A 24,242-nucleotide genomic window follows, 5' to 3' on the forward strand; every position below is an offset into this window, starting at 1 on the left:
ATGTTGGCAACATTGTACATAAAAACCTACCTCTCTAAATAAGTAATATGCACTTCAATCCTCCATTAGAGCCAGCGACTCTTATTAAACGCTATAAACGCTTTCTCACTGACATCCAACTTCCAGACGGCAGCGAGCGTACTATCCACTGCGCTAACACCGGAGCGATGACAGGATGTGCGACTCCTGGCAATACGGTGTGGTACTCAACGTCAGACAATGCAAAAAGAAAGTACCCAAACAGCTGGGAGATCTCAGAAACAGACAAAGGTCACCGTATTTGTGTAAATACTGCGCGGGCAAACCAGCTAGCGGTGGAAGCAATTGAAAATGGGACTATAGTTGAACTCTTAGGTTATAACGCGTTACGAACCGAAGTGAAATATGGCAGTGAGAATAGTCGCATTGATATTCTGCTTGAAGATAACGAAAAGCCGCCTTGCTATATCGAAGTAAAAAGCGTCACTTTGCTCGACGAAGAAGTGTCAACTAAGCAACAAATATCAACTAAACAACAAGCGTCGACCGAAGGGCAAGGTTTTTTCCCTGATGCAGTGACAACTAGAGGCCAAAAACATCTGCGAGAACTCACAGAAATGGTCGAATCTGGAAGTAGAGCCGTACTTTTATTCACTGTTTTACATTCAGGCATTGAAAAAGTGTCTGCGGCACACCATATAGACGCCAAATATTCGTTATTACTAAAACAAGCACAAGACGCTGGAGTTGAAGTGCTTTGCTATAAAGCAGAGCTCAGCAGTACTCAAATACAACTAAAACAAGCCGTTGAATTTATCAATAGCTAAGCAAAAATGCTGAACTATTCACATTGATTGCAAGTTTTAACAAGAGTATTTGCCACCATTCGTTCTTTCTGCTATAGATACCCGCCTTAAAATTAGCTGCTTTGCAGTTGACTAGGTGTAAATAGGAGATGCTGTATGCCAGAATCTAAGAAAAAAGCGCTAGGCATCCTAGCCATCGCAGGTGTTGAACCGTACCAAGCAAAGACAGGTGAAGAGTACATGTCACCTGAGCAAACGGAACATTTTACAAAAATTTTATCAGCTTGGCGCAACCAGCTCAGGGAAGAAGTTGATCGTACTGTGCACCACATGCAGGACGAAGCAGCGAATTTTCCAGATCCTGTTGACCGAGCTTCTCAAGAAGAAGAATTCAGCCTAGAGTTACGTAACCGTGACCGTGAGCGCCGTCTTATCAAGAAAATTGAGAAGACACTAGATAAGATCGAAGAAGACGATTTCGGCTTCTGCGACTCTTGCGGTGTCGAGATTGGTATTCGTCGTCTTGAAGCTCGTCCAACTGCTGACCTTTGTATTGACTGTAAAACACTTGCAGAGATCAAAGAGAAACAGATGCAAGGTTAATTCTTGCGGATGTAAAGAAAGGGAGCTTTGGCTCCCTTTTTTGTTTGTTTTAAAAAGTGGTTTATATCGTTGTTGATAGCGATAAACTAATCACCAAACGTCTTAAGAATCGGCTACTGCGGTACCATCAAGATTAGGTTTCTCACTCATGAATTATATCGGACGCTTTGCACCATCACCGTCAGGTCCTCTTCATTTTGGCTCACTGGTTGCTGCTCTTGGTAGCTACTTTCAAGCGAAATCTAACCAAGGACAATGGTTAGTTCGTATGGAAGACCTCGATCCGCCAAGAGAAATGGCTGGCGCTGCAGACCTCATTCTTAAGACGCTTGAGGCTTACCACCTGTATTGGGACGGTGAAGTCGTTTATCAAAGCCAGCGTCATGACCTATATCAAGCTCAAATTGATCAATGGGTCACTGACAATCAGGCCTACTACTGTCAATGTACCCGTAAGCAAATAAAGTCCTTGGGTGGGTTTTATAGTGGCCACTGCCGAGACAAAGGTTTGGTTGATTCAGGCGAACAGGCGGTGCGCTTGTGTATGGACTTTCCCATCGAGTCCTTTGACGATGTTCGTCACGGCACGATTCAAATTCCCAAAGCATTGGCTGAAGAAGATTTTATTATCAAGCGCAGAGATGGGTTGTTTGCCTATAACTTGGCAGTTGTCCTTGATGACATCGAACAAGGGGTAACAGAAGTCGTTAGAGGTGCAGATCTGATAGAACCAACAGGTCGACAAATCAGTTTGTATAAGACGCTCAAGCAAAAAAACGTGAGCTACTTGCACTTACCATTGGCAACCGATGGCTTGGGGAATAAACTGTCAAAACAAAATCATGCCACCGCGATAGATCTCGACAACCCAAAACCGACGTTAATCAATGCGATGCGATTCTTAGGTTTTAATATCCCGAATGCTCTTTTCGAGGCGTCAATAGATGAAATTTTATTGTGGGGCTGCCAGCAATGGAACGTCTATCAGTTACCTGATAGTTTACAAAAAGAGCACAGCAATGAGTTCGAAACTAACGGCAAATCGCAATAACGATACATAAAAATACCGTAACAAATACCTGTGACTAAGCAGACGATGTTCTCAAATGGCTCGCGCTAAGCTATTATTAGCCGCAATTAAACTCTGCACTACCACTTTGGACTAAGAGAAAAACAAAGCTGGCGATACCTACTTTGTTATAAACTAATGAATACAAACGACAATACCCCAAGCGAACAACGCGGATTCCACGAATTAGCTCTGAATATTTATACTCGTCAAGAGCACAATATTTCACGCAAGCAGATCAGCGACAATGCACTTAAAGTGTTATATCGCCTGAATGGTGCGGGTTTTGACGCATTTCTAGTCGGTGGTGGTGTACGCGACATCTTATTGGGCTCTCAGCCAAAAGATTTTGATATCGCGACCAACGCAACGCCAGAGCAAATCAAGCACCTATTCAGAAACTGTCGCCTTATCGGTCGACGTTTTCGCTTGGCACATATCATGTTTGGTCGTGACATCATTGAAGTAGCAACTTTCCGTGGCCACCACCAAGAGCCATCGAAAAACGTTTCTGCGCAATCTGAAGAAGGTATGTTGCTACGCGATAACGTGTACGGCAATGTTGATGAAGATGCAGAACGTCGTGACTTCACAATCAATGCGATGTACTACAACATTGCAGACTATAGCATCCACGATTACGCGGGTGGTGTAGAAGATTTAGAAGATAAGCTGATCCGCCTGATTGGCGATCCAGAAACGCGTTACCGCGAAGACCCAGTACGCATGCTACGTGCAATGCGCTTCGCCGCTAAACTGGATTTTGATATTGAGGAAGATACAGCCGACCCAATTGAAGAGTTAGCACACCTTCTAAAAGATATCCCAGCAGCGCGCCTTTACGAAGAGTCTCTAAAATTACTGCAATCAGGTCACGGTTTAGAAACCTACCACTTGATGCGTGAGTACAACCTGTTCCAGCAGATGTTCCCTTCAGTAGCGGAACACTTCACAGAAGGCTACGACTCACATACCGAGCAGATGCTTGATTTGGTACTCGACTCGACTGACCTTCGCATCGAAGATGGCAAGCGAGTAAACCCCGCGTTTATGTTTGCTGCAATGCTTTGGTACCCAATGAACAAGTTGGCAGACAAGCTTGTCGCTGAACAGGGTATGGCGCACTACGATGCGATCATGGAAGCAAGTAACATCATTCTTGATCGACAAGTAAAATCAATTGCGATTCCTCGTCGCCATACCGCAACCATTCGCGAAGTTTGGCAACTGCAACTACGACTGCCTCGCCGCAACGGTAAACGTGCCGTTCGCCTGATGGAACTCAATAAGTTCCGTGCTGGCTACGATTTCCTAGAAATGCGTGGCGAAATTGAAGGTGGCGAAACCAAAGAACTAGCAAAATGGTGGGAGCGTTATCAGACAGCAGGACGCAATATGCGTCAAGCGATGGCTAATGACGTAGCAGCACCATCAAAGTCGGGTCATCGCCGCCGTAAGACTTACAGGAACAAAAAGAGTAAGCAATCAGAATGATAACGGCTTACATTGCGGTCGGCAGTAATCTTGCCGACCCTGTTAGCCAAGCAAACTTGGCTATCGAAACGCTAAAGAATCTTCCGCGAACAACGTTTGTTGCGACCTCACAGCTATATAGTAGCACTCCAATGGGGCCGCAAAACCAACCCGACTACATCAACGCGGTAGTAGCAATTAAAACAGAATTAACGCCAATTGAACTGCTTGATTGCACTCAAAAGATCGAGCAAGAGCAAGGGCGCGTCCGTAAAGACGAGCGTTGGGGTCCAAGAACCTTGGATCTCGATATCGTGTTATACGGCAATGAGGTGATCGATTCAGAGCGCTTAACCGTTCCTCATTACGGAATGAAAGAAAGAGAGTTTGTGCTCTACCCGCTTGCTGAAATCGCACCAAGTTTACAACTCCCTGATGGGACTGAGCTGACAGAACTACTAAAAATAGTAGATAAGAACGGGCTCAATGTTTGGCAGCAATAGCCAAGCGCATTAAGGAAAATCAATGAAAAAAGTAACCATTAACGACCTAATCAAGTGCAAACAAGAAGGCCGTAAATTCGCGACGTCGACAGCTTATGATGCGAGTTTTGCTCAATTATTCGAAAGCCAAGATATGCCAGTTCTACTTGTCGGTGACTCACTTGGCATGGTTCTACAAGGTCGTAACGATACATTACCAGTAACCGTTGAAGATATTGCTTACCATACTCGCTCAGTGCGTGCCGGTAGCCCAAACTGTCTTCTTATGGCTGACATGCCATTCATGAGTTACGCCACACCAGAGCAAGCCTGTGAGAACGCAGCAACCTTAATGCGCGCTGGTGCGAATATGGTGAAAATCGAAGGCGGAAGCTGGTTGATTGAAACTGTGAAGATGCTAACAGAACGTGCTGTACCAGTATGTGCACACTTAGGCTTAACGCCTCAATCGGTAAACATTTTTGGTGGTTACAAAGTTCAAGGTCGTGACAACGAGCAAGCCGATAAAATGGTTGCTGATGCGCTAGCACTACAAAATGCAGGTGCTCAAATCGTTCTTCTTGAATGTGTACCAGCTTCATTAGCAAAAAGAATTACAGAAGCTTGTGACGTACCGGTTATCGGCATCGGCGCAGGTAATGTTACCGATGGTCAGATCTTGGTTATGCATGACATGTTCGGTATTTCTGCGAACTACATGCCGAAATTCTCTAAGAATTTCCTAGCTGAAACAGGTGATATGCGTAAAGCCGTCGCTCTATACAAAGAAGAAGTAGAGAGCGCACGTTTCCCTGATGATGCTCATACAATCGCTTAGGAGTAACTATGCAAACTTTTGCTGAAATAGCGGCTCTTCGTGAGCAGATTAAACAGTTTAAGCGTGATGGACGTACGGTTGCTTTTGTCCCAACAATGGGAAACCTACATGAAGGTCACCTAACTCTGGTCAAGAAAGCTCGTGAACTGGCTGACATTGTTGTTGTAAGCATTTTTGTTAACCCAATGCAGTTTGATCGCGCCGACGACCTAAATAACTACCCTCGTACGTTAGAAGCCGATTTAAACAAACTAACAGGCGAAGGTGTTGAGTTAGTCTTTACGCCAACACCAGAGGTTATGTACCCAGATGGATTGGACAAACAGACGTTTGTTGAAGTCCCTGGTATATCTCATATGCTTGAAGGTGCCTCTCGCCCAGGTCATTTCCGCGGTGTATCAACAATTGTCACGAAACTGTTTAATATCGTTCAGCCAGACTTTGCATGCTTCGGTGAGAAAGATTTCCAACAACTTGCTGTGATTCGCCAGATGACAACTGACTTAGCGCTAGACATTGAAGTTGTGGGCGTAGCGACTGTTCGTGAAATGGATGGTTTAGCCATGAGCTCTCGCAATAGCAACCTAACGATTGATGAACGTCAGCGAGCTCCAGTTCTAGCGCGCACTATGCGTTGGATCAGCAGTGCTATTCGTGGTGGTCGTGATGATTACGCGTCTGTCATTGAAGATGCAACAGACCAACTGCGCGCAGCAGACCTACAACCGGATGAAATATTCATTTGTGATGTAAAAACGTTACAAGCGATCACTTCAGAATCGACTCAAGCAGTGATTCTAATGTCGGCTTTCCTAGGTAAGACTCGTCTTATCGACAACCAAGTTTTAGATTTGGTCACGGAAACGAAAGAAGAAGTGAAAGAAGAAACTGCTGAGTAATCGCTTTCTTCTCTTTACGTAAACCAGGTTATACCGCAAAGCACAAATGAAAAACATAAAAAAGGTCGATGTAATATCGACCTTTTTCTTTGCCTGCGATTCAGGATAATTAATAGCTCCTAGATAACTAATAGATCCTGGATAACTAATAGCTCTTGGATAACTAAAAGTTAACTACGTAAGCCGATCCCCTTTGTAACTAAGTAATGTGCAATGCCATACAGCACGACAATAAACACACCTAGTACGCCAAACGACGTCACAATACCCACATCAGACACACCCAAAAAACCATATCTAAACGCGTTTACCATATACACGATAGGGTTCAACTTCGATACACCTTGCCAGAATTCAGGCAATAGACTGATCGAGTAGAACACACCACCGAGATACGTCAGCGGCGTTAAAATGAAGGTTGGGATAATAGAAATATCATCAAACGTGCGTGCGAATACCGCGTTGATCAAGCCACCCAGAGCAAACACAACCGACGTGAGAAATACCGTCGCAATGATCACGCCCCAGTGGTCGACTTGAAGGTCAACAAAGAACAGCGATACAAAGGTGACGATAGTGCCCACTAACAAGCCACGCACCACGCCGCCCATTACGAAGCCGGCGATAATCACGTAGTTAGGAACAGGTGCTACAAGCAGCTCTTCAATGTTCTTCTGGAATTTGGCACTAAAGAACGATGAAGCAACGTTGGAATATGAGTTGGTGATCACCGACATCATGATCAGACCGGGCACAATGTATTCCATGTAGCTAAAGCCATTCATTTCACCAATACGCGCACCAATCAGGTTACCGAAGATGATGAAGTAAAGCGTCATGGTAATCGCTGGCGGCACCAGAGTTTGCACCCAGATACGCGTGAAGCGATTGATCTCTTTGGTCAACAAGCTGCAGAAAGCGGTCCAATATAGGCTGTACATATTATTTATTCCCCTCACGGACGATACTCACAAATAGCTCTTCTAGGCGGTTTGCTTTGTTACGCATAGAGAGAACTTTTACCTGCTGCTCACTCAATTGATCAAAGATGGTATTCAAACCTCGATTCTTGTCGATTTCGATTTCTAGCGAGCCATTAACCATCACTTGGCTATTCACACCTTCAAGTTTAGGTTCAGTCGCACCCTCTTCAAGATCAAGAATAAAGGTCTCGGCACTCAACTTACCCAACAGCGACTTCATTGTGGTGTTCTCAATCAACTCACCACGATTGATGATACCAATGTTACGACACAGCATTTCCGCTTCTTCTAGATAGTGCGTAGTTAAAATAATGGTGATGCCCTGCTTCTCGTTGATCTCCTTGAGGAATTCCCACATTGAACGACGCAATTCAATATCAACACCCGCCGTTGGTTCATCAAGAATTAACAAATGAGGCTCATGCATCAGTGCACGCGCGATCATCAAACGACGCTTCATACCACCAGATAAGTTACGCGCACGTTCGCCACGCTTTTCCCACAAATCGAGCTGAGATAAGTACTTTTTAGCGCGTTCTTTAGCAAGAGCTTTCGGTACACCGTAGTAACCGGCTTGTTGTAGCACGATCTGCTCAACCGTTTCGAACGGGTTAAAGTTAAACTCTTGCGGGACTAAACCTAAGTTCAACTTCGCTAACTCCAGATCGGTATCAATGTCGTAGCCAAACACTTTCACCTTGCCTGACGTTTTATTAACCAGTGAAGAGATAACACCAATGGTGGTGGATTTACCCGCACCATTTGGGCCAAGTAGTGCGTAAAAGTCGCCTTTTTCTACTTGTAAACTCACGCCCTTAAGAGCCTCAAAGCCCCCTGCATAAGTTTTTCTTAGTTGCTCAATTTCTAATGCATACATAGAGATAGACTGCCATTTGCTATAGATAAGATGTTGATGGCCGAATTTGAGGAAGAGAGTAATGCTTAATACGAGCTAGCAGAAAACTAACTCAAACTTGTTTACTCGGCCATTTTGCAAACAAGTTTATCGTTGATTAACGATTAATACAAATACCGAGTGAGGCTTTCTTTCGAAAGCGAACAAGAATATTAGGTACGTAAAGAGCTATTCAGTGTTCAGTAAACATAAAAAATGCCGTTAAGTTATTAACTTAACGGCATTAATCACAAATACTATATTTGGCGTCTATAACTGATTCATGTGAAATTATTGCTGAAGATTAAACTGACTCAAATTGATGTTCATCTCTATCAACATAGCTTGTTGCAGCTGTCAGGGCTTCATATCTGAATCGATAAGTATTGGATTCAGGTACAAGGTCAATCACATGGAATTTTTCTAATTGCTGACGAGTATTCTCATTAGGACACAATAAGTACACTTCACACTGCGCATCTAGGGCATCTTTAATCGCATTTTCTAGCGCTAAACCAACGGTAACATCAATCATAGGCACATCAGTTAGATCTAAGATCATCGCTTCATAATCAGAAATACTCGAGTGTTGACGTGAAATCGCTTTTGAAACACTGAATATCATCGGCCCAGAAAGGTAGAAGAACAGCACTTTACCATTGGCACTATCCAGTAACTGACGTTCACTGTCAGTTAATGGGATATCGTCTTCATCATCGCCATCACTGATCGCCTTAACTTGTCTAGCTTGCTCTCGACTCAGCCTTTCAATGATCAGAATGTTTGAGATAAAAACGCCCAGCCCGACCGCAATAATTAAATCAACGAATACGGTTAATAACATCACACCGTACATGACACCCATGCCGGCATAACTCACCTTGTGTGCGCGCTGAATAAAACTCCAATCAAGGATGTTGAAACCGACATACATCGCGATACCAGCCAACACCGCCATAGGGATCGGTTCTGTTAAGCCTCCCGCAACCAATACCACTAGCGCAAGCACCAAAGCACGAATAACACCAGAAAGCGGAGAACGAGCCCCTACCTGAATGTTGGTCACGGTGCCCATGGTTGCGCCCGCACCGGGTAGCGCACCAAACAGACCAGAAATCATATTCGCAATGCCTTGGCCACGAAGTTCTTTGTCTGAATCATGCTCTTTACGAGTCAATGAATCTCCGATAACCGCAGTCAAAAGCGTATCAATACAACCAAGAGTACCTAGCACCAAAGCATCGATAACCATTGTGGTGAATTGCTCAGAGCTGATAGTCGGAATAACAAGAGAAGGTAAGCCTGCGGGAATTTCACCAATACGGCGAATAGAATCGGTATCAAAGATAATAACGGATAAGAGCGTTACAGCCACTAAAGCGACCAATTGAGCGGGCACATACTTACGATATTTAGCAGGAAAACCGAAAAGGATACCAAGCGTTAACACCCCCAAAAACAGCTCACTGACTTTCAGATTTGCTAGCGTATCAGGAAGTGCCGAAAGTGTGCCCATCACTCCGCCAGAAGGGGCTGCGTGCCCTAGCAAAGGAGAAAGTTGCAGAATGACAAGAATCACGCCGATACCGGACATAAAGCCAGATATCACGCTATATGGCATCAAAGTGACGTACTTTCCTAGTTTTAATGTACCGAGTAATATCTGAAAAGCACCCGCCATCATTACCACGGTAAAGGTCATTGCCATCCCGGTTTCAGGGTACTTGGCCACCATGCTGGTCATTACTGCCGTCATGATCACTGTCATCGGCCCGGTAGGCTCTGATATCAAGCTGCTTGAGCCACCAAACAATGCCGCAAATAGGCCCACCATGATGGCGCCCCAAAGGCCAGCTTCCGCGCCCGCACCAGAAGCGACACCAAATGCCAACGCTAAAGGCAATGAGATGATGGCTGTAGTTACACCGCCAAACATATCTCCTTTGAGATTGATATCCGTAAAACGACTTCCAAACAAAACACACCTTCCTGATGATGAAATGACAAACCTTATCACTTTAACAAATGTATCAACGGTTCAGAAAGTGTTAATTTAATCACACTATTCGTCTCTTATATTCGGATTATGCCTTTTACGCTAAGTTAATGATTTTAACGACTAGTACACGTCAGATGAGTACTATTTGACACAGTTTTTACAAGATTGAATTTGTAACATTGTGTATAGTTAGAGTTCTTAATTAAGGGATGTAAGACGCAAAATGCCAGAGATTAAACAGCTTTTTGAAAACAACTCTAAATGGTCAGAAGAAATTCGCTCTCAACGACCAGAGTATTTTACAACGCTTGAAGAGGGTCAAAGCCCTGGTTTTCTATGGATAGGCTGCTCAGATAGCCGCGTTCCAGCCGAGCGTCTCACTGGTTTGTATTCTGGCGAACTGTTTGTTCACCGAAATGTCGCTAATCAAGTAGTTCATACCGACCTAAACTGCTTATCAGTAGTGCAATACGCTGTCGATGTACTCAAAGTGAAACACGTTATTGTTTGTGGTCACTACGGCTGTGGCGGTGTTAACGCAGCGATAGATAACCCTAAACTGGGTCTTATCAACAACTGGCTACTCCACATACGCGATAACTATCTTAAGTACCGTAAGCAAATTGAATCTCTGCCTCGTGAACAATGGGGTGACAAGTTATGCGAAATTAACGTTGCAGAACAAGTCTACAATCTTGGTAACTCGACCATCATGCAAAGCGCATGGGAACGTGGACAAGATATTGAAATCCACGGTGTGGTTTATGGTATTGGTAATGGCAAGCTGCAAGATCTTGGTGTTCGTTGCTCAAGTAATGATACTTTAGAAAACAGCCATTTAGCGGCGCTTGATAAAATCCTATCGTCTCCAATCCTAGGTTAATTCTTAACGTCTAACCAATAGATATAAGAAAGAATAGATATAAAAAAGGCTCGCGTTTTGCGAGCCTTTTTTGTTTGTGTTCAACAGAGTCGTTATTACTCTTGAGGTACAACTTTACCGATGTACGGTAGGTGACGATATTTTTGTGCGTAGTCGATACCCACACCAACAACGAATTCATCTGGGATTTCAAAACCAATCCACTTTGTGTCTACAATGACTTCACGACGAGAAGGCTTGTCTAATAACGTACAAATTTCGATAGATTTAGGACCACGCAGGCTCAGAATTTCTTTTACTTTAGTCAGCGTGTTACCAGTATCGATAATGTCTTCTACAAGTAGAACATCTTTACCTTGGATGTCATCATCAAGGTCTTTCAAAATACGAACATCACGTGAGCTTTCCATGCCGTTGCCGTAGCTAGACGCAGTCATGAAATCCACTTGGTGAGTTAAATCGATAGCACGAGCAAGATCCGCCATAAAGACAAAAGATCCGCGCAATAAGCCAACTAAAACTAGATCTTCGCTACCTTGGTAGTGCTCCGTGATCTGCTTGCCTAGTTCGTTCACTCGATCCTGAACTTCTTGCTCAGAGATCATGACTTCAACTGTATGCTTCATACTGCTCTCATTTTATTTGGTGATTGCGACGAATGTTGACACTTTCGTCAGTTGTGTCGCTCAATTTTGTGCGTAAGTCTAGCACTGCTCAAATACCCACACCACCTTATGCTTCGAATTTACTGTTAGATTCTCAATGAAATGTGCATTGGTGCGTTATCCAATACTCGCATCCTTTCACATCAACACTGATCACGCTTTATGTATCAAGTTTGATGTAACTGTCTATAAAACAAGCACAAGGGATTGACCATTCACATATGCACCATTACACTCATCTTGGCTTAAATAATAATAAAATCATTAATATAAAAATTCGTTGGCAAGGAAAAACAATATGGACTCAATAACGAAGAGACCTAGAACTAGGCTTTCACCCTTAAAAAGAAAACTTCAATTGATGGAAATCGCACTTGAAGTATTCTCTCGCCGTGGCATTGGCCGCGGTGGACACGCTGATATTGCCGACATCGCTCAGGTGTCAGTAGCAACAGTATTTAACTACTTCCCTACCCGTGAAGATCTGGTTGATGAAGTACTTAACCACGTTGTTCGTCAATTCTCGAACTTCCTTTCAGACAACATTGACCTAGATATTCACGCAAAAGAAAATCTACATAATATTGCGACTGAAATGGTGACGTTAGTGGCTCAAGATAGCAATTGGTTAAATGTATGGTTCGAATGGAGTGCATCAACTCGCGATGAAGTGTGGCCTCTGTTTGTAACCACTAACCGCACTAACCAGATGTTAGTACAAAACATGTTTAGCAAGGCGATTGAACGCGGCGAAGTCTGTGACGATCACGATCCTAAACACCTAGCAAATCTATTCCACGGCATTTGCTACTCTCTATTCATCCAAGCGAAACGTGTAGATACGCAAGAAGAACTTTCGACCTTGACGGATAGCTACTTGAACATGCTGTGCATTTATAAGTAGATTCGATCTTCGAACAAAACTAAAGGGTTGGCTTTTACGCTAACCCTTTTTTATTTCCTCTCACCTAATCAGATTCCCTATTCCTTCCTTCGTCACTCTAGAGAATGACGGATATAAAGAACCACTACGCTTCACTTCGTCATCCTCAAGAGCGAGGGACGAGCGAGTTGGGGATCTCTTACAAGCATGACGACCATCTTTTCTTCAGACATTAAAAAGCCGCTGACGAATCAGCGGCTTTTAAAAACATTAGCGAGTGGCTAAAAAAAGAATTACTTCTTCTTTTTCACTGCTTTCTTATTTGGAAGGTCAGTGATTGAACCTTCGAATACTTCCGCAGCAAGACCAACAGACTCGTGTAGAGTTGGGTGAGCGTGGATAGTCAGTGCGATATCTTCTGCATCGCAACCCATTTCGATTGCTAGGCCGATTTCGCCAAGAAGTTCACCACCGTTAGTACCAACAACAGCACCACCGATTACACGATGAGTCTCTTTATCGAAGATCATCTTAGTCATACCGTCAGCACAGTCTGAAGCGATTGCACGACCAGAAGCAGCCCAAGGGAAAGTAGCAACTTCGTAGTTCAGGCCTTCCGCTTTCGCTTCTTTCTCAGTCTTACCTACCCAAGCTACTTCTGGCTCAGTGTACGCAATTGATGGAATTACTTTAGGATCGAAGTAGTGCTTCTTACCAGAGATAACTTCAGCAGCTACGTGACCTTCATGCACACCTTTGTGAGCAAGCATTGGTTGACCAACAACATCACCGATCGCGTGGATGTGAGGAACGTTAGTACGCATTTGCTTATCAACGTTGATGAAACCGCGCTCATCAACTTCGATACCCGCTTTTTCAGCGTCGATAAGTGCACCGTTTGGAACACGACCGATAGCAACAAGAACAGCATCGTAGCGCTCAGCTTCTGCTGGTGCTTTCTTGCCTTCCATTGAAACGTAGATACCGTCTTCTTTCGCTTCAACCGCTGTCACTTTAGTTTCAAGCATTAGCTTGAACTTATCTTTAATGCGCTTAGTGAATACTTTAACGATGTCTTTATCCGCAGCAGGGATAACTTGATCGAACATCTCAACAACTTCAACTTTAGAACCTAGAGAGTGGTAAACCGTACCCATCTCAAGACCGATGATACCACCGCCCATGATAAGCAGTTTTTCTGGCACTTCGTTTAGCTCTAGTGCATCCGTAGAGTCCCAAATACGTGGGTCTTCATGTGGGATGAACGGAAGTTTGATTGGGCGAGAACCCGCAGCAATGATTGCGTTGTCGAAGTTAACTGTCGTTGCTTCGCCTTCGCCTTCAACAAGAATGCTGTTAGGACCAGTGAACTTACCAAAACCGTTAACAACTGTAACGTTACGCATCTTAGCCATACCGCCAAGACCGCCAGTCAGTTGATCAACTACTTTTTCTTTCCAGATACGGATCTTGCTGATGTCCGTCTGTGGCTCGCCGAATACAACGCCGTGCTCTGCCATCGCTTTTGCTTCTTCAATTACTTTAGATACGTGAAGAAGTGCTTTTGATGGAATACAACCAACGTTTAGACATACACCACCAAGAGTGCTGTAACGTTCAACTAGTACTGTTTCTAGACCTAAATCCGCACAACGGAATGCCGCTGAGTAACCAGCAGGACCTGAACCAAGTACAACAACTTGGGCTTTAATTTCTTTGCTCATTGTGACCTCTTGTAGTCATTATCCCTAACAGGCTGAGTAGATGTTCTTAAAATTATTGGGCTTTCAAACAGGAAACATTTTACAGAGATGTTAACAGTGTGAAAGTAGCTTTAAGTTAGCCTGTGAGCTAGACAACAATTCCCCCGCAGTTTATGAGAAATGCCGGAAACTGTTCTCTAAAAATAGTCTTTATATAAAGAATTAAGGTGACCCGAAAGTCACCTTAATAATTACTTTCTCAATTACAGTACTAGACGACGAATGTCAGATAGTGCGCTGTTTAGGAAAGTAATGAAGCGTGCACCTTCAGCACCATCGATCACACGGTGATCGTATGATAGAGACAGTGGAAGCTGTAGACGTGGTTGGAACTCTTTGCCATTCCAAACAGGCTTAATTTCAGACTTAGATACACCTAGGATACCTACTTCTGGAGCATTTACGATTGGAGTAAATGCAGTACCGCCAATACCACCAAGGCTAGAGATTGTGAAACAACCGCCTTGCATGTCTGCCGCTGTTAGCTTACCAGAACGTGCTTTCTTAGAAACAGCCATTAGCTCTTCAGATAGCTCGTAAATGCCTTTCTTGTTCACGTCTTTGAAAACAGGAACAACTAGGCCGTTTGGTGTATCAACAGCGATACCCACGTTTACGTACTTCTTAAGAATGATGCTTTCGCCATCTTCAGAAAGAGAAGAGTTAAACGCTGGGAATGCTTCTAACGCTTTAGCAACAGCTTTCATGATGAACACAAGTGGAGTGATCTTCATGCCAGTGTCTTTCTTCGCTTCGATTGCGTTCTGTTCTTTACGGAATGCTTCTAGCTCAGTGATGTCTGCGTTGTCCCACTGTGTAACGTGCGGGATCATTACCCAGTTACGGTGTAGGTTAGCGCCAGAGATCTTCTTAATCTTAGAAAGCTTCTGAACTTCAGTTTCGCCGAACTTGCTGAAGTCAACTTTTGGCCATGGTAGTAGACCAAGAGCAGAACCATCGCCGCCTTTGCCAGATGCTGCTGCACCAGACTCAAGACGCTTAAGTGCATCTTTAACGTAAGACTGAACGTCTTCTTTAAGTACGCGACTCTTACGACCAGTACCTTTAACTTTCGCTAGGTTTACACCGAATTCACGAGCTAGACGACGAACAACTGGAGATGCGTGAGCGTACTCGCCGTTCTCTTGGAAGTCGCCAGCTGCTGGAGCTACTGCTTCAGCTTTAGGTGCAGGTGCTGCTGCCGGAGCTGCTGCTTGTGCTGGAGCTGGAGCCGCTACTGCTACTGGAGCTGCGCCTTCAACAACGAAAGTCATGATTGAAGAGCCTGTTGACACTTTGTCGCCAGCTGCAATCTTGATTTCTTTTACTGTACCAGCGAATGGTGCAGGCACTTCCATTGAAGCTTTGTCGCCTTCAACAGTAATTAGAGATTGCTCTTCTTCTACTGTATCGCCAACCGCTACCATGATCTCAGTAACTTCTACTTCGTCACCACCGATATCAGGAACGTTCACTTCTTTCTCAGCAGATGCTGCTGGAGCCGCTGCAGCTGGTGCCGCCGCTGGAGCAGGAGCTGCTGCAACTGGAGCACCAGAACCCGCTACTTCAAATACCATCACTAGAGAACCAGTAGATACTGAATCACCAGAAGCGATCTTGATTTCTTTAACGATACCAGCGAATGGTGCAGGAACTTCCATTGAAGCCTTGTCACCTTCAACAGTAAGAAGAGATTGCTCTTCTTCTACTGCGTCGCCAATAGCTACCATGATTTCAGTTACTTCAACTTCATCACCGCCGATATCAGGAACGTGAACTTCTTTAAGCTCGTTCGCAACAGAAGGGGCCGCAGCTGCAGGAGCAGCTGCAACCGGTGCCGCCGCTTCAACTGCTGGCGCTGCTGCACCTTCCGCTTCGAAGATCATGATAAGAGAGCCAGTAGAAACAGAATCACCTTCTGCTATTTTGATTTCTTTAACGATACCCGCTTGAGACGCAGGAACTTCCATTGAAGCTTTGTCGCCTTCAACAGTGATCAGTGACTGTTCTTCTTCAACCTTGTCGCCAACGTTTACAAGAATCTCAGTTACTTCAACCTCGTCAGCACCGATGTCTGGTACATTAATTTCGATTGTCATTGTATTTACCTACCTTAATGCCAGTCTTATGCGTATTGCGGGTTAATTTTGTCTGCGTCGATGCCGAATTTAGCAATTGCTTCAGCAACTACTGATTTCTCAACATCACCACGTTTAGCCAGTTCAGTAAGTGCTGCAACAACAACGTAGCCTGCATTTACTTCGAAGTGACGACGTAGGTTTTCACGGCTGTCTGAGCGACCGAAACCGTCAGTACCAAGTACTTTGTAAGACTCAGAAGGCATGAATGCACGTACTTGCTCAGCGTAGTTCTTCATGTAATCCGTAACTGCGATTGCAGGTTCGTTACCAAGAACAGTTGTGATGTACGGTACTTTCTCTTCAGCTTCTGGGTGAAGCATGTTGTCACGCTCTACCGCTTGGCCGTCACGAGTCAATTCGTTGAACGACGTTACAGAGAATACATCAGATGCTACGCCGTACTCTTCGCTCAGGATCTTAGCGGCTTTACGCGCTTCGTTCATGATAGTACCAGAGCTCATTAATTGAACCTTAGACTTAGAACCTGCGTAAGACTCAAGCTTGTAAATACCCTTACGGATGCCTTCTTCAGCGCCTTCTGGCATTGCTGGCATTGCGTAGTTTTCGTTCATTACTGTTAGGTAGTAGTAAACATTCTCTTGGTTCTCACCGTACATGCGACGGATACCGTCTTGCATGATTACCGCTAGCTCGTAAGCAAACGTTGGGTCGTAAGAGATACAGTTAGGTACAGTGTTCGCCATGATGTGCGAGTGGCCATCTTCGTGCTGTAGACCTTCGCCGTTTAGAGTTGTACGGCCTGCAGTTGCACCAAGTAGGAAACCACGAGCTTGTTGGTCACCTGCTAACCAAGCCATGTCACCAATACGTTGGAAACCGAACATTGAGTAGTAGATGTAGAACGGAATCATCGGTAGATCGTTTGTGCTGTATGAAGTTGCAGCTGCAACCCATGAAGCCATAGAACCTAGTTCGTTGATACCTTCTTGAAGAACTTGACCAGACGTTGCTTCTTTGTAGTAAGAAACGATGCCTTTATCTTCAGGCGTGTAGTCTTGACCGTGTGGGTTGTAGATACCAACCTGACGGAATAGACCTTCCATACCGAATGTACGAGCTTCATCACAGATGATAGGAACAATGTTCTTACCAATGTTCTTATCTTTAAGAAGGATGTTAAGCGTACGTACATAAGCCATCGTTGTAGAGATATCACGCTTCTGTTCACCCAGTAGAGGTGCGAATGCGTCTAGCTCAGGAACTTTGAACTCTTGAGTGAATTTTGGCAGACGCTGAGGAGTGTAACCTTGTAGTGCTTTACGACGAGCATGTAGGTATTCGTACTCAGCTGAACCTTCTTCCAGTGTTAGGTAAGGAAGCTCAGATACTTTCTCATCAGAAAGGATGTCTTGTAGGCCTAGACGGTCACGTAGGTATTGTACGTGAGTCATGTCCATCTTCTTAACACCGTGAGCGATGTTCTTACCTTCTGCAGCTTCACCCATACCGTAACCTTTAACTGTCTTAGCTAGGATTACTGTTGGTTTGCCACCTGTCTCTTTTGCATTGTTGAATGCAGCGAACAGTTTAGAAGAATCGTGACCACCACGTTTCAGTTCGAAGATTTGGTCGTCAGTCATGTCTGCAACTAGTGCAGCTGTTTCTGGGTACTTACCAAAGAAGTGCTCACGTACGTATGCGCCATCTTTAGATTTGAATGTTTGGTAGTCACCATCGATAGTTTCATTCATTAGTTGAAGAAGCTTACCAGTCGTGTCTTTAGCTAGTAGAGAATCCCAGTTGCTACCCCAGATAACTTTAACAACGTTCCAACCTGCGCCTTTAAATAGGCCTTCAAGTTCTTGGATGATGCTACCGTTACCCATTACAGGGCCGTCTAGACGCTGTAGGTTACAGTTGATTAGGAAACATAGGTTGTCTAGCTTCTCACGCGCAGCGAAAGAGATAGCACCACGTGATTCTGGCTCATCCATCTCACCGTCACCTAGGAACGCGTATACACGCTGACCTGAAGTATCTTTCATGCCACGACCTTCAAGGTACTTAAGGAAGCGCGCTTGGTAGATAGCAGAGATAGGGCCTAGACCCATAGATACTGTTGGGAACTGCCAGAATTCAGGCATTAGTTTAGGGTGCGGGTATGAAGGGATACCTTTACCATCAACTTCTTGACGGAAGTTATCTAGCTGTTCTTCAGTTAGACGACCTTCAACGAATGCACGAGAGTAGATACCAGGAGAGATGTGACCTTGGTAGTAAACTAGATCGCCACCGTCTGTCTCGTTTGGAGCACGGAAGAAGTGGTTAAAACATACTTCGTAGAACGCAGCAGCTGACTGGTAAGAAGCCATGTGACCACCAAGGTCTAGGTCTTTCTTAGAAGCACGCAATACAATCATGATTGCGTTCCAGCGAATAATCGAACGAATACGACGCTCAAGAGTTACGTCACCAGGGTAAGCTGGCTCTTGTGCTGCTGGAATTGTGTTGATGTAGTTCGTGTTGATGCCTGTAGCCATATCAACACCATCTAAACGCGCTTTATCTAGAACTTGTTCTAGTAAAAACTGTGCACGTTCTACACCTTCTTCACGTACTACTGACTCAAGAGCTTCTAACCAATCTTGAGTTTCCAGAGCATCAACGTCATGCTTCATGTCAGACATGGCGATCTATCCTTTTTGTTAGTTGGATTCTACTAAACACGTAAAAAGCCGAAGTATTACGACTATTTACCCTGTTGGATTCGACGTAAAGAACGTTCGCGGCGCGACTCTTCTTTGGTCAAATCCATCAATGTTTCTTCGATGTAAGCTAAATGAGAGTGTGACATTTCACGCGCCTGTTCTGGCTGTCCTGAAACGATCGCATCTACAATATTAGCTCGATGTATACTCACTTTCTCCACAACGTCTTTACGACGATGCAACAGTTTTAAATTTTCTAAGACGTTTTGTTCGAGTAACGGAGCCAAACTACGAACAATGTGCAATAACACCACATTGTGCGCTGCCTCTGTTAAAGCAATAAGAAAAGCCATCACAGCTGCAGACTCGGCTTCAATATCACCCTTATCTTGCGCACCGCGAATTTTTTCTTGGCATGCTTGAATTCGAGCAAAGTCTTCATCAGTACCACGTAATGCCGCGAAGTAAGCCGAAATCCCTTCCATCGCATGACGCGATTCCAACAAGTCTAGTTGGGTTTCAGAATGGGAGGACAACAAATTAAGCAAAGGATCTGAAAAGCTTTTCCAGATATTTTCGCTAACAAACGTACCTCCACCTTGACGGCGAGTAAGCAAGCGTTTTGCTTCTAAACGTTGTATCGCTTCTCGGATTGAAGGACGAGACACATCGAACTGTTTCGCCAGTTCACGCTCAGGCGGCAGCTGCTGCCCTGGAGCCAGTGTTCCTTCCACTATCAACCTTTCTAACTCTTGTTCGATAACGTCCGAGAGTTTTGGCTGACGAATCCTTTGATAAGCCATAGTTTGTTGTTCTTCTTTTTCTTCGCTGACAATTGGTATTACCAATTTTAAGTTGGGCAGAAATTAACATAATTAAAACGCCACTGTCCAGACTAAAATTGACCTGAATCATAGAACACAGCACGAATTAACCATGATTTAACAAATGAAATTTAAAACAGCAACCAATTTGGTCTTACCATTTACAGGGGTAATACTTTTGGGGAGTATCCGTGCTAGAAAGTTTCAGGATAAAAATGGATTGTTTCAGAAAGATGAGTGCCACTTGATTAAAAATCAAACCAAGCGCACATTAGAGGTAGAAATCCTGTTCATAAGTTTTAATATTAGATCGTTTGATAAGCTCGTCACACTCTCGATTTATTGACGCCCTCCCCCTAACCACTTTATTTACATCGCAACAACAAAAATTCACAAGTCATTATGCTAGGCGTTGACTATTCAACCACCAGCAACAATAAGAGCATCTTCGATAATGAGGCTTAAACCTTGAGTTCGCCTTTAAACTTCTGCCAGTCGAAAACCAAACCAGGGTCAGTTTTGCGTAGCGGGGCTATATATTGATGACCAGTGATACGCTCGGTGGTTATTTGAGGGAAAGTCGATACGATCGTTTCTGTTAATCGAGAAAGCGCTTGGTACTGCTGCTCTGTATAAGCGATAAAGTCGCTTCCTTCCAGCTCAATACCAATCGAGTAATCATTACACCTTTTACGCCCCGAAAAGCTCGACTGGCCTGCGTGCCAAGCTCGGTCAAGAAATGACACAAACTGTACCACCTCACCATCACGGCGAATCAAGCAATGTGCCGAAACGCCCATTTGATGAATCACTTTAAAAAATGGATGATCTGCCGGATCAAGTTTGCCCGTGAAAAACTGTTCAATGTAAGGGCCGCCAAATTGGCCCGGTGGTAAACTAATGTTATGAACCACCAGCAGAGAGATATCGTCGGTGCTGGGTCTAGCATCAAAATACGGAGAAGGAACATGCCGAGCATTGTCGTACCATCCGTTGGAGCTCATCGTCATCTTAGTCTCGCTTTCTTTTCTACTAGCGCAATAAGATTGTGACTTTGCCCATAGAGCAGTCGCGCTAGCCTCTTTAATTTGAAGTTAAGCAAGAGTATCATTCCATTCCCACTCCCTTTCAAGATTAGATTTGCGATGAAAAACACACATAACAGCCACCAACGCCTTGATTACTTAAAAGAGCAACTGCCGCTAGAGATCACTCGCGCAGTCGCTGAGACCATCAAAGAAGATCTAGGTGGAACGTTAGATCCAGCGGCTGATATTACGGCAAGTCTAATCCCTGCAGACGCAATCAACAGCGCAACCATCATTACCCGTGAGCGCGGTGTGTTCTGTGGTAAAGCTTGGGCTGATGAAGTGTTTAAGCAATTGGGCGGTGAAGTCACTGTCGAGTGGAACGTAGAAGACGGTGACAAAGTTGAACCAAACCAAACACTTTGCACGCTAACAGGACCTGCTCGCGCACTTTTAACCGGTGAGCGTAACGCAATGAACTTCATTCAAACACTATCTGGTTGTGCGACGGCGACAGCAATCTACGCTGACAAAATCAAACACACAGAATGCCGCCTATTAGACACGCGTAAAACAATTCCAGGCCTTCGCAGCGCACTAAAATACGCTGTGGCTTGTGGTGGTGGCTTCAACCACCGTATTGGTGTTTTCGATGCCTACCTAATCAAAGAAAACCATATCATCGCATGTGGTGGCATTGAGAAAGCGATCTCGACAGCAAAAGAGCTGAACCCGGGTAAGCCAGTGGAAGTGGAAACAGAAAGCCTAGCAGAGCTTGAGCAAGCGATCAGCGCCGGTGCAGACATCATCATGCTAGACAACTTCACCACAGACATGATGCGTGAAGCCGTTAAAATTAACGCAGGTCGTGCAGCACTAGAAAACTCAGGTAACGTGACTTTAGATACGATTGCAGAATTCGCTGAAACGGGTGTCGATTACATCTCTGTGGGAGCACTTACTAAGCATCTAAAAGCAATGGACCTTTCAATGCGATTCAAAGCTTAATCTCATCGTTCTATCAATCACTTAACTTCAAGGCATGGCAATCAGCCATGCCTTTTTATTGCTTTTATTATCAGTATATCAATCAGTTAACTAAGCTGATCGCATAATTTTGCGCTCCATATGAAACAACACACCAATAAATACAAAACCACTCGCGCCTGCATCTGAACACCATTCCACTTCTAAATCTCAACTTCTATTCTTTCCATCAACGGGTGCTTGCACTGAAACAAACTAACGAATGGAATAGAACTATGAAAAACAAAAGAAAAAACCAGAAAGGCTTTACGCTGATTGAATTGATGATTGTGGTTGCGATCATTGGTGTGCTGTCTGCAATTGCAATTCCGGCTTATAAAGATTATGTATCTAAAAGTGAACTATCCTCTGGTTTAGCCACAATGAGAGCACTAATTACACCAGCAGAATTAATCCATCAAGAAAAGGGCGTGATCGTTCAAGCTACCGCTTTGGGCGATCTAGGAACAGCTACAGATGCAAATTCACTTGGTAAAATAACAGTTTCAGCTGACGACACACTGTTATTCACTTTTGGAGCAACTAGCTCAATAAGTGCAGCAACCTTAACATTTGCTAGAGGTAACTCTGGGTGGGTTTGTACTAACAGTAAACAAGCAACGATCCCTCTAGATGGCTGTGTGTAGTGCTAACCAACCTCCCAACAGTTCTCCGTCAGGCTAACTTACTTAGCCTGACTCAAGAACAAGCCGTTGCGGAACATGTACAAGCTTCAGGTATTTCTACACCTGAAGCTTTGCTCACTCTGGGCTTATTCACCGGCGAGAGCCTCGCTAATAACATCAAAACCATTTTCGGTTTGCCGTTAGTGCAACTGGCCAATACTGACTATGAAATCTTGTGTGACCAATTGGGACTTCGAGAATTGATCACTAAGTATCGTGCTATCCCAGTTGTTCTCACTAACTCTACTCTCACGCTCGCCTCTGCCGATCCAACCGACTTGCAAGCTGAAGACGATTTTAGATTCGCGACTGGATTGCAGATAGAACTCGTTGTCGCTAACTATTCAGAATTAGAAGGCGCCATACGAAAGCTGTATGGTCGCTCTATTTCCGGGCAAGACTCTAAGCGCAAAGAGATCACCCAAGATGAGCTCGCCAATCTTGTTGAAGTCTCTGACGATGAAATGAGTTCAATTGAAGATCTCAGTCAAGACGATTCCCCTGTCAGTCGATTTATCAATCAGATACTGGTTGATGCGGTGCGTAAAGGTGCATCAGACATCCACTTCGAACCTTATGAAGAAAACTACCGAGTGCGTCTGCGTTGCGATGGCATTCTTGTTGAGGTCCAACAGCCCGCGTCTCATTTAAGCCGTCGGTTATCCGCTCGTTTAAAGATTCTCGCCAAACTTGATATCGCTGAACGTCGCTTACCTCAAGACGGCCGTATTAAGCTGCGTTTGAACGACGAGCTGGCGATCGATATGCGTGTGTCGACTCTACCGACATTGTGGGGAGAAAAGATCGTACTGCGTCTTCTAGACAGCAGCGCAGCCAATTTAGATATCGATAAATTAGGTTACAGCGAGGATCAAAAAGCGCTCTATCTCAATGCCCTAAAACGCCCGCAAGGGATGATCTTAATGACTGGGCCCACAGGCAGTGGCAAAACGGTCTCTCTTTACACTGGACTTCGCATGCTTAACACCTCTGAGCGTAATATCTCAACAGCTGAAGATCCGGCGGAGATCAACCTGTGTGGTATCAATCAGGTACAGGTGACGCCAAAGATCGGTTTTGGGTTTGCCGAAGCACTACGATCGTTCTTGCGACAAGATCCTGATGTAGTGATGGTCGGTGAGATCCGTGATTTAGAAACCGCAGAGATCGCGATCAAAGCGTCGCAAACGGGTCACTTAGTCCTCTCGACACTCCATACTAACTCAGCTTCGGAAACCGTGACTCGGCTCGCCCATATGGGGATAGAACCCTTTAACCTCGCTTCGTCATTGAGCCTGATTATCGCGCAGCGACTGGCAAGGCGGCTGTGTAACCACTGTAAAGCAGCTGACAACTCGCCGGACATATTTCTACGTCACTCTATTCCTAACAATCAAACACTCTACAAAGCCACCCCACAAGGGTGCAATGAGTGTAATCAGGGCTATTCCGGTCGAGTAGGTATCTACGAAGTAATGCCGTTCACCGACAAACTAAAAAATAGTCTGATCAATAAACCTAACGCGTTAGAGATTGAAGATCTCGCGCGTAGAGAAGGAATGAGAACACTGCAAGAATCCGGTATCGATAAGTTGCTTGAAGGCACCACCAGCTATCAAGAACTGCAACGTGTTCTGTATCTATAATC

The 24,242-nt window shown here is 44.6% G+C and carries 20 protein-coding genes and 1 pseudogene; 12 read left to right on the plus strand and 9 right to left on the minus strand.

Going from position 1 to position 24,242, the window contains the following annotated elements:
• The first annotated feature begins 47 nt into the window (after nucleotides 1-47).
• The 7 genes from sfsA to panC all read left to right on the plus strand — a co-directional run bounded on the left by sfsA (nucleotide 48) and on the right by panC (nucleotide 6,149).
• Nucleotides 48-806, plus strand: coding sequence for a DNA/RNA nuclease SfsA (gene sfsA / locus AB4513_RS04025; protein WP_009847580.1), 759 nt, complete (start codon nucleotides 48-50; stop codon nucleotides 804-806).
• Nucleotides 807-941: 135 nt separating this feature from the next.
• A complete protein-coding gene (gene dksA / locus AB4513_RS04030) occupies nucleotides 942-1,388 on the plus strand; it encodes an RNA polymerase-binding protein DksA (RefSeq protein ID WP_009847581.1) in 447 nt (148 codons plus the stop codon).
• 148 nt (nucleotides 1,389-1,536) lie between these two features.
• A complete protein-coding gene (gluQRS, locus tag AB4513_RS04035; protein WP_009847582.1) occupies nucleotides 1,537-2,439 on the plus strand; it encodes a tRNA glutamyl-Q(34) synthetase GluQRS in 903 nt (300 codons plus the stop codon).
• A 156-nt stretch (nucleotides 2,440-2,595) separates the two neighbouring features.
• Entirely contained in the window at nucleotides 2,596-3,951 is a 1,356-nt protein-coding gene (pcnB, locus tag AB4513_RS04040) for a polynucleotide adenylyltransferase PcnB (protein ID WP_009847583.1), read from the plus strand.
• Nucleotides 3,948-4,433 carry a 2-amino-4-hydroxy-6-hydroxymethyldihydropteridine diphosphokinase gene (gene folK / locus AB4513_RS04045; RefSeq protein ID WP_009847584.1) on the plus strand — a complete coding sequence of 162 codons (486 nt, stop codon included), beginning with the start codon at nucleotides 3,948-3,950 and terminating at the stop codon, nucleotides 4,431-4,433. Before pcnB ends, folK begins: the two co-directional genes overlap by 4 nt.
• Nucleotides 4,434-4,455: 22 nt before the next feature.
• Nucleotides 4,456-5,250 (plus strand): 3-methyl-2-oxobutanoate hydroxymethyltransferase, encoded by a 795-nt coding sequence (gene panB / locus AB4513_RS04050; RefSeq protein WP_009847585.1) that lies wholly within the window; start codon nucleotides 4,456-4,458, stop codon nucleotides 5,248-5,250.
• Nucleotides 5,251-5,258: 8 nt separating this feature from the next.
• Nucleotides 5,259-6,149 carry a pantoate--beta-alanine ligase gene (gene panC, locus AB4513_RS04055; RefSeq protein WP_009847586.1) on the plus strand — a complete coding sequence of 297 codons (891 nt, stop codon included), beginning with the start codon at nucleotides 5,259-5,261 and terminating at the stop codon, nucleotides 6,147-6,149.
• A gap of 170 nt (nucleotides 6,150-6,319) precedes the next feature.
• On the opposite strand, the gene AB4513_RS04060 is transcribed toward panC, so the two are convergent.
• The 3 genes from AB4513_RS04060 to AB4513_RS04070 form a co-directional block, all read right to left on the minus strand.
• Nucleotides 6,320-7,090: an ABC transporter permease gene (locus AB4513_RS04060; protein ID WP_009847587.1), complete on the minus strand. Its 771-nt coding sequence runs from the start codon at nucleotides 7,088-7,090 to the stop codon at nucleotides 6,320-6,322.
• Nucleotide 7,091: 1 nt separating this feature from the next.
• Complete coding sequence (locus AB4513_RS04065; RefSeq protein ID WP_009847588.1) at nucleotides 7,092-8,009, minus strand: ABC transporter ATP-binding protein; 918 nt, start codon at nucleotides 8,007-8,009, stop codon at nucleotides 7,092-7,094.
• 322 nt (nucleotides 8,010-8,331) lie between these two features.
• Entirely contained in the window at nucleotides 8,332-9,963 is a 1,632-nt protein-coding gene (locus AB4513_RS04070; protein WP_029225614.1) for a SulP family inorganic anion transporter, read from the minus strand.
• Between the two features lie 286 nt (nucleotides 9,964-10,249).
• Between AB4513_RS04070 and can the strand changes: the two genes are divergently transcribed.
• The gene (can, locus tag AB4513_RS04075) at nucleotides 10,250-10,909 is read left to right on the plus strand and encodes a carbonate dehydratase (protein ID WP_009847590.1); all 660 of its coding nucleotides are present in this window, start codon (nucleotides 10,250-10,252) and stop codon (nucleotides 10,907-10,909) included.
• A 95-nt stretch (nucleotides 10,910-11,004) separates the two neighbouring features.
• Here the strand turns inward: can and hpt are convergent, their stop codons facing one another.
• Nucleotides 11,005-11,535, minus strand: coding sequence for a hypoxanthine phosphoribosyltransferase (gene hpt, locus AB4513_RS04080; RefSeq protein ID WP_009847591.1), 531 nt, complete (start codon nucleotides 11,533-11,535; stop codon nucleotides 11,005-11,007).
• A 337-nt stretch (nucleotides 11,536-11,872) separates the two neighbouring features.
• Here hpt and AB4513_RS04085 point away from each other — a divergent pair, with 337 nt between their 5' ends.
• Nucleotides 11,873-12,478 (plus strand): LuxR/HapR/OpaR family quorum-sensing transcriptional regulator, encoded by a 606-nt coding sequence (locus AB4513_RS04085; RefSeq protein ID WP_012604737.1) that lies wholly within the window; start codon nucleotides 11,873-11,875, stop codon nucleotides 12,476-12,478.
• 272 nt (nucleotides 12,479-12,750) lie between these two features.
• Here AB4513_RS04085 and lpdA read toward each other — a convergent pair whose 3' ends face one another.
• The 5 genes and pseudogenes from lpdA to ampD all read right to left on the minus strand — a co-directional run bounded on the left by lpdA (nucleotide 12,751) and on the right by ampD (nucleotide 20,916).
• The gene (gene lpdA / locus AB4513_RS04090) at nucleotides 12,751-14,181 is read right to left on the minus strand and encodes a dihydrolipoyl dehydrogenase (RefSeq protein ID WP_009847593.1); all 1,431 of its coding nucleotides are present in this window, start codon (nucleotides 14,179-14,181) and stop codon (nucleotides 12,751-12,753) included.
• 242 nt (nucleotides 14,182-14,423) lie between these two features.
• Nucleotides 14,424-16,319, minus strand: coding sequence for a pyruvate dehydrogenase complex dihydrolipoyllysine-residue acetyltransferase (gene aceF / locus AB4513_RS04095; protein WP_009847594.1), 1,896 nt, complete (start codon nucleotides 16,317-16,319; stop codon nucleotides 14,424-14,426).
• 26 nt (nucleotides 16,320-16,345) lie between these two features.
• Nucleotides 16,346-19,009, minus strand: a complete 2,664-nt coding sequence (gene aceE, locus AB4513_RS04100; RefSeq protein ID WP_009847595.1) for a pyruvate dehydrogenase (acetyl-transferring), homodimeric type — start codon at nucleotides 19,007-19,009, stop codon at nucleotides 16,346-16,348.
• A gap of 62 nt (nucleotides 19,010-19,071) precedes the next feature.
• Entirely contained in the window at nucleotides 19,072-19,833 is a 762-nt protein-coding gene (gene pdhR, locus AB4513_RS04105; RefSeq protein ID WP_009847596.1) for a pyruvate dehydrogenase complex transcriptional repressor PdhR, read from the minus strand.
• 482 nt (nucleotides 19,834-20,315) lie between these two features.
• Nucleotides 20,316-20,916 (minus strand): annotated as a pseudogene (ampD, locus tag AB4513_RS04110) (1,6-anhydro-N-acetylmuramyl-L-alanine amidase AmpD).
• An 83-nt stretch (nucleotides 20,917-20,999) separates the two neighbouring features.
• On the opposite strand from ampD, the gene nadC reads away from it, so the two are divergent.
• The 3 genes from nadC to pilB all read left to right on the plus strand — a co-directional run bounded on the left by nadC (nucleotide 21,000) and on the right by pilB (nucleotide 24,240).
• Entirely contained in the window at nucleotides 21,000-21,890 is an 891-nt protein-coding gene (gene nadC, locus AB4513_RS04115) for a carboxylating nicotinate-nucleotide diphosphorylase (RefSeq protein ID WP_009847600.1), read from the plus strand.
• Nucleotides 21,891-22,144: 254 nt separating this feature from the next.
• Nucleotides 22,145-22,555, plus strand: a complete 411-nt coding sequence (locus tag AB4513_RS04120) for a prepilin-type N-terminal cleavage/methylation domain-containing protein (RefSeq protein WP_009847601.1) — start codon at nucleotides 22,145-22,147, stop codon at nucleotides 22,553-22,555.
• Nucleotides 22,555-24,240: a type IV-A pilus assembly ATPase PilB gene (gene pilB, locus AB4513_RS04125; RefSeq protein ID WP_009847602.1), complete on the plus strand. Its 1,686-nt coding sequence runs from the start codon at nucleotides 22,555-22,557 to the stop codon at nucleotides 24,238-24,240. Before AB4513_RS04120 ends, pilB begins: the two co-directional genes overlap by 1 nt.
• Nucleotides 24,241-24,242 lie beyond the last annotated feature (2 nt).

The sequence above is a fragment of the Vibrio sp. 10N.222.54.E6 genome, assembly GCF_041473955.1.
Classification (GTDB): Bacteria; Pseudomonadota; Gammaproteobacteria; order Enterobacterales; family Vibrionaceae; genus Vibrio; species Vibrio tasmaniensis_A.

Bases quoted from the DNA above. Each gene is read 5' to 3' on its own strand.
- sfsA (WP_009847580.1), top strand. From the start codon at position 48: ATGCACTTCAATCCTCCATTAGAGCCAGCGACTCTTATTAAACGCTAT.
- dksA (WP_009847581.1), top strand. From the start codon at position 942: ATGCCAGAATCTAAGAAAAAAGCGCTAGGCATCCTAGCCATCGCAGGT.
- gluQRS (WP_009847582.1), top strand. From the start codon at position 1,537: ATGAATTATATCGGACGCTTTGCACCATCACCGTCAGGTCCTCTTCAT.
- pcnB (WP_009847583.1), top strand. From the start codon at position 2,596: ATGAATACAAACGACAATACCCCAAGCGAACAACGCGGATTCCACGAA.
- folK (WP_009847584.1), top strand. From the start codon at position 3,948: ATGATAACGGCTTACATTGCGGTCGGCAGTAATCTTGCCGACCCTGTT.
- panB (WP_009847585.1), top strand. From the start codon at position 4,456: ATGAAAAAAGTAACCATTAACGACCTAATCAAGTGCAAACAAGAAGGC.
- panC (WP_009847586.1), top strand. From the start codon at position 5,259: ATGCAAACTTTTGCTGAAATAGCGGCTCTTCGTGAGCAGATTAAACAG.
- AB4513_RS04060 (WP_009847587.1), bottom strand. From the start codon at position 7,090: ATGTACAGCCTATATTGGACCGCTTTCTGCAGCTTGTTGACCAAAGAG.
- AB4513_RS04065 (WP_009847588.1), bottom strand. From the start codon at position 8,009: ATGTATGCATTAGAAATTGAGCAACTAAGAAAAACTTATGCAGGGGGC.
- AB4513_RS04070 (WP_029225614.1), bottom strand. From the start codon at position 9,963: ATGTTTGGCGGTGTAACTACAGCCATCATCTCATTGCCTTTAGCGTTG.
- can (WP_009847590.1), top strand. From the start codon at position 10,250: ATGCCAGAGATTAAACAGCTTTTTGAAAACAACTCTAAATGGTCAGAA.
- hpt (WP_009847591.1), bottom strand. From the start codon at position 11,535: ATGAAGCATACAGTTGAAGTCATGATCTCTGAGCAAGAAGTTCAGGAT.
- AB4513_RS04085 (WP_012604737.1), top strand. From the start codon at position 11,873: ATGGACTCAATAACGAAGAGACCTAGAACTAGGCTTTCACCCTTAAAA.
- lpdA (WP_009847593.1), bottom strand. From the start codon at position 14,181: ATGAGCAAAGAAATTAAAGCCCAAGTTGTTGTACTTGGTTCAGGTCCT.
- aceF (WP_009847594.1), bottom strand. From the start codon at position 16,319: ATGACAATCGAAATTAATGTACCAGACATCGGTGCTGACGAGGTTGAA.
- aceE (WP_009847595.1), bottom strand. From the start codon at position 19,009: ATGTCTGACATGAAGCATGACGTTGATGCTCTGGAAACTCAAGATTGG.
- pdhR (WP_009847596.1), bottom strand. From the start codon at position 19,833: ATGGCTTATCAAAGGATTCGTCAGCCAAAACTCTCGGACGTTATCGAA.
- nadC (WP_009847600.1), top strand. From the start codon at position 21,000: ATGAAAAACACACATAACAGCCACCAACGCCTTGATTACTTAAAAGAG.
- AB4513_RS04120 (WP_009847601.1), top strand. From the start codon at position 22,145: ATGAAAAACAAAAGAAAAAACCAGAAAGGCTTTACGCTGATTGAATTG.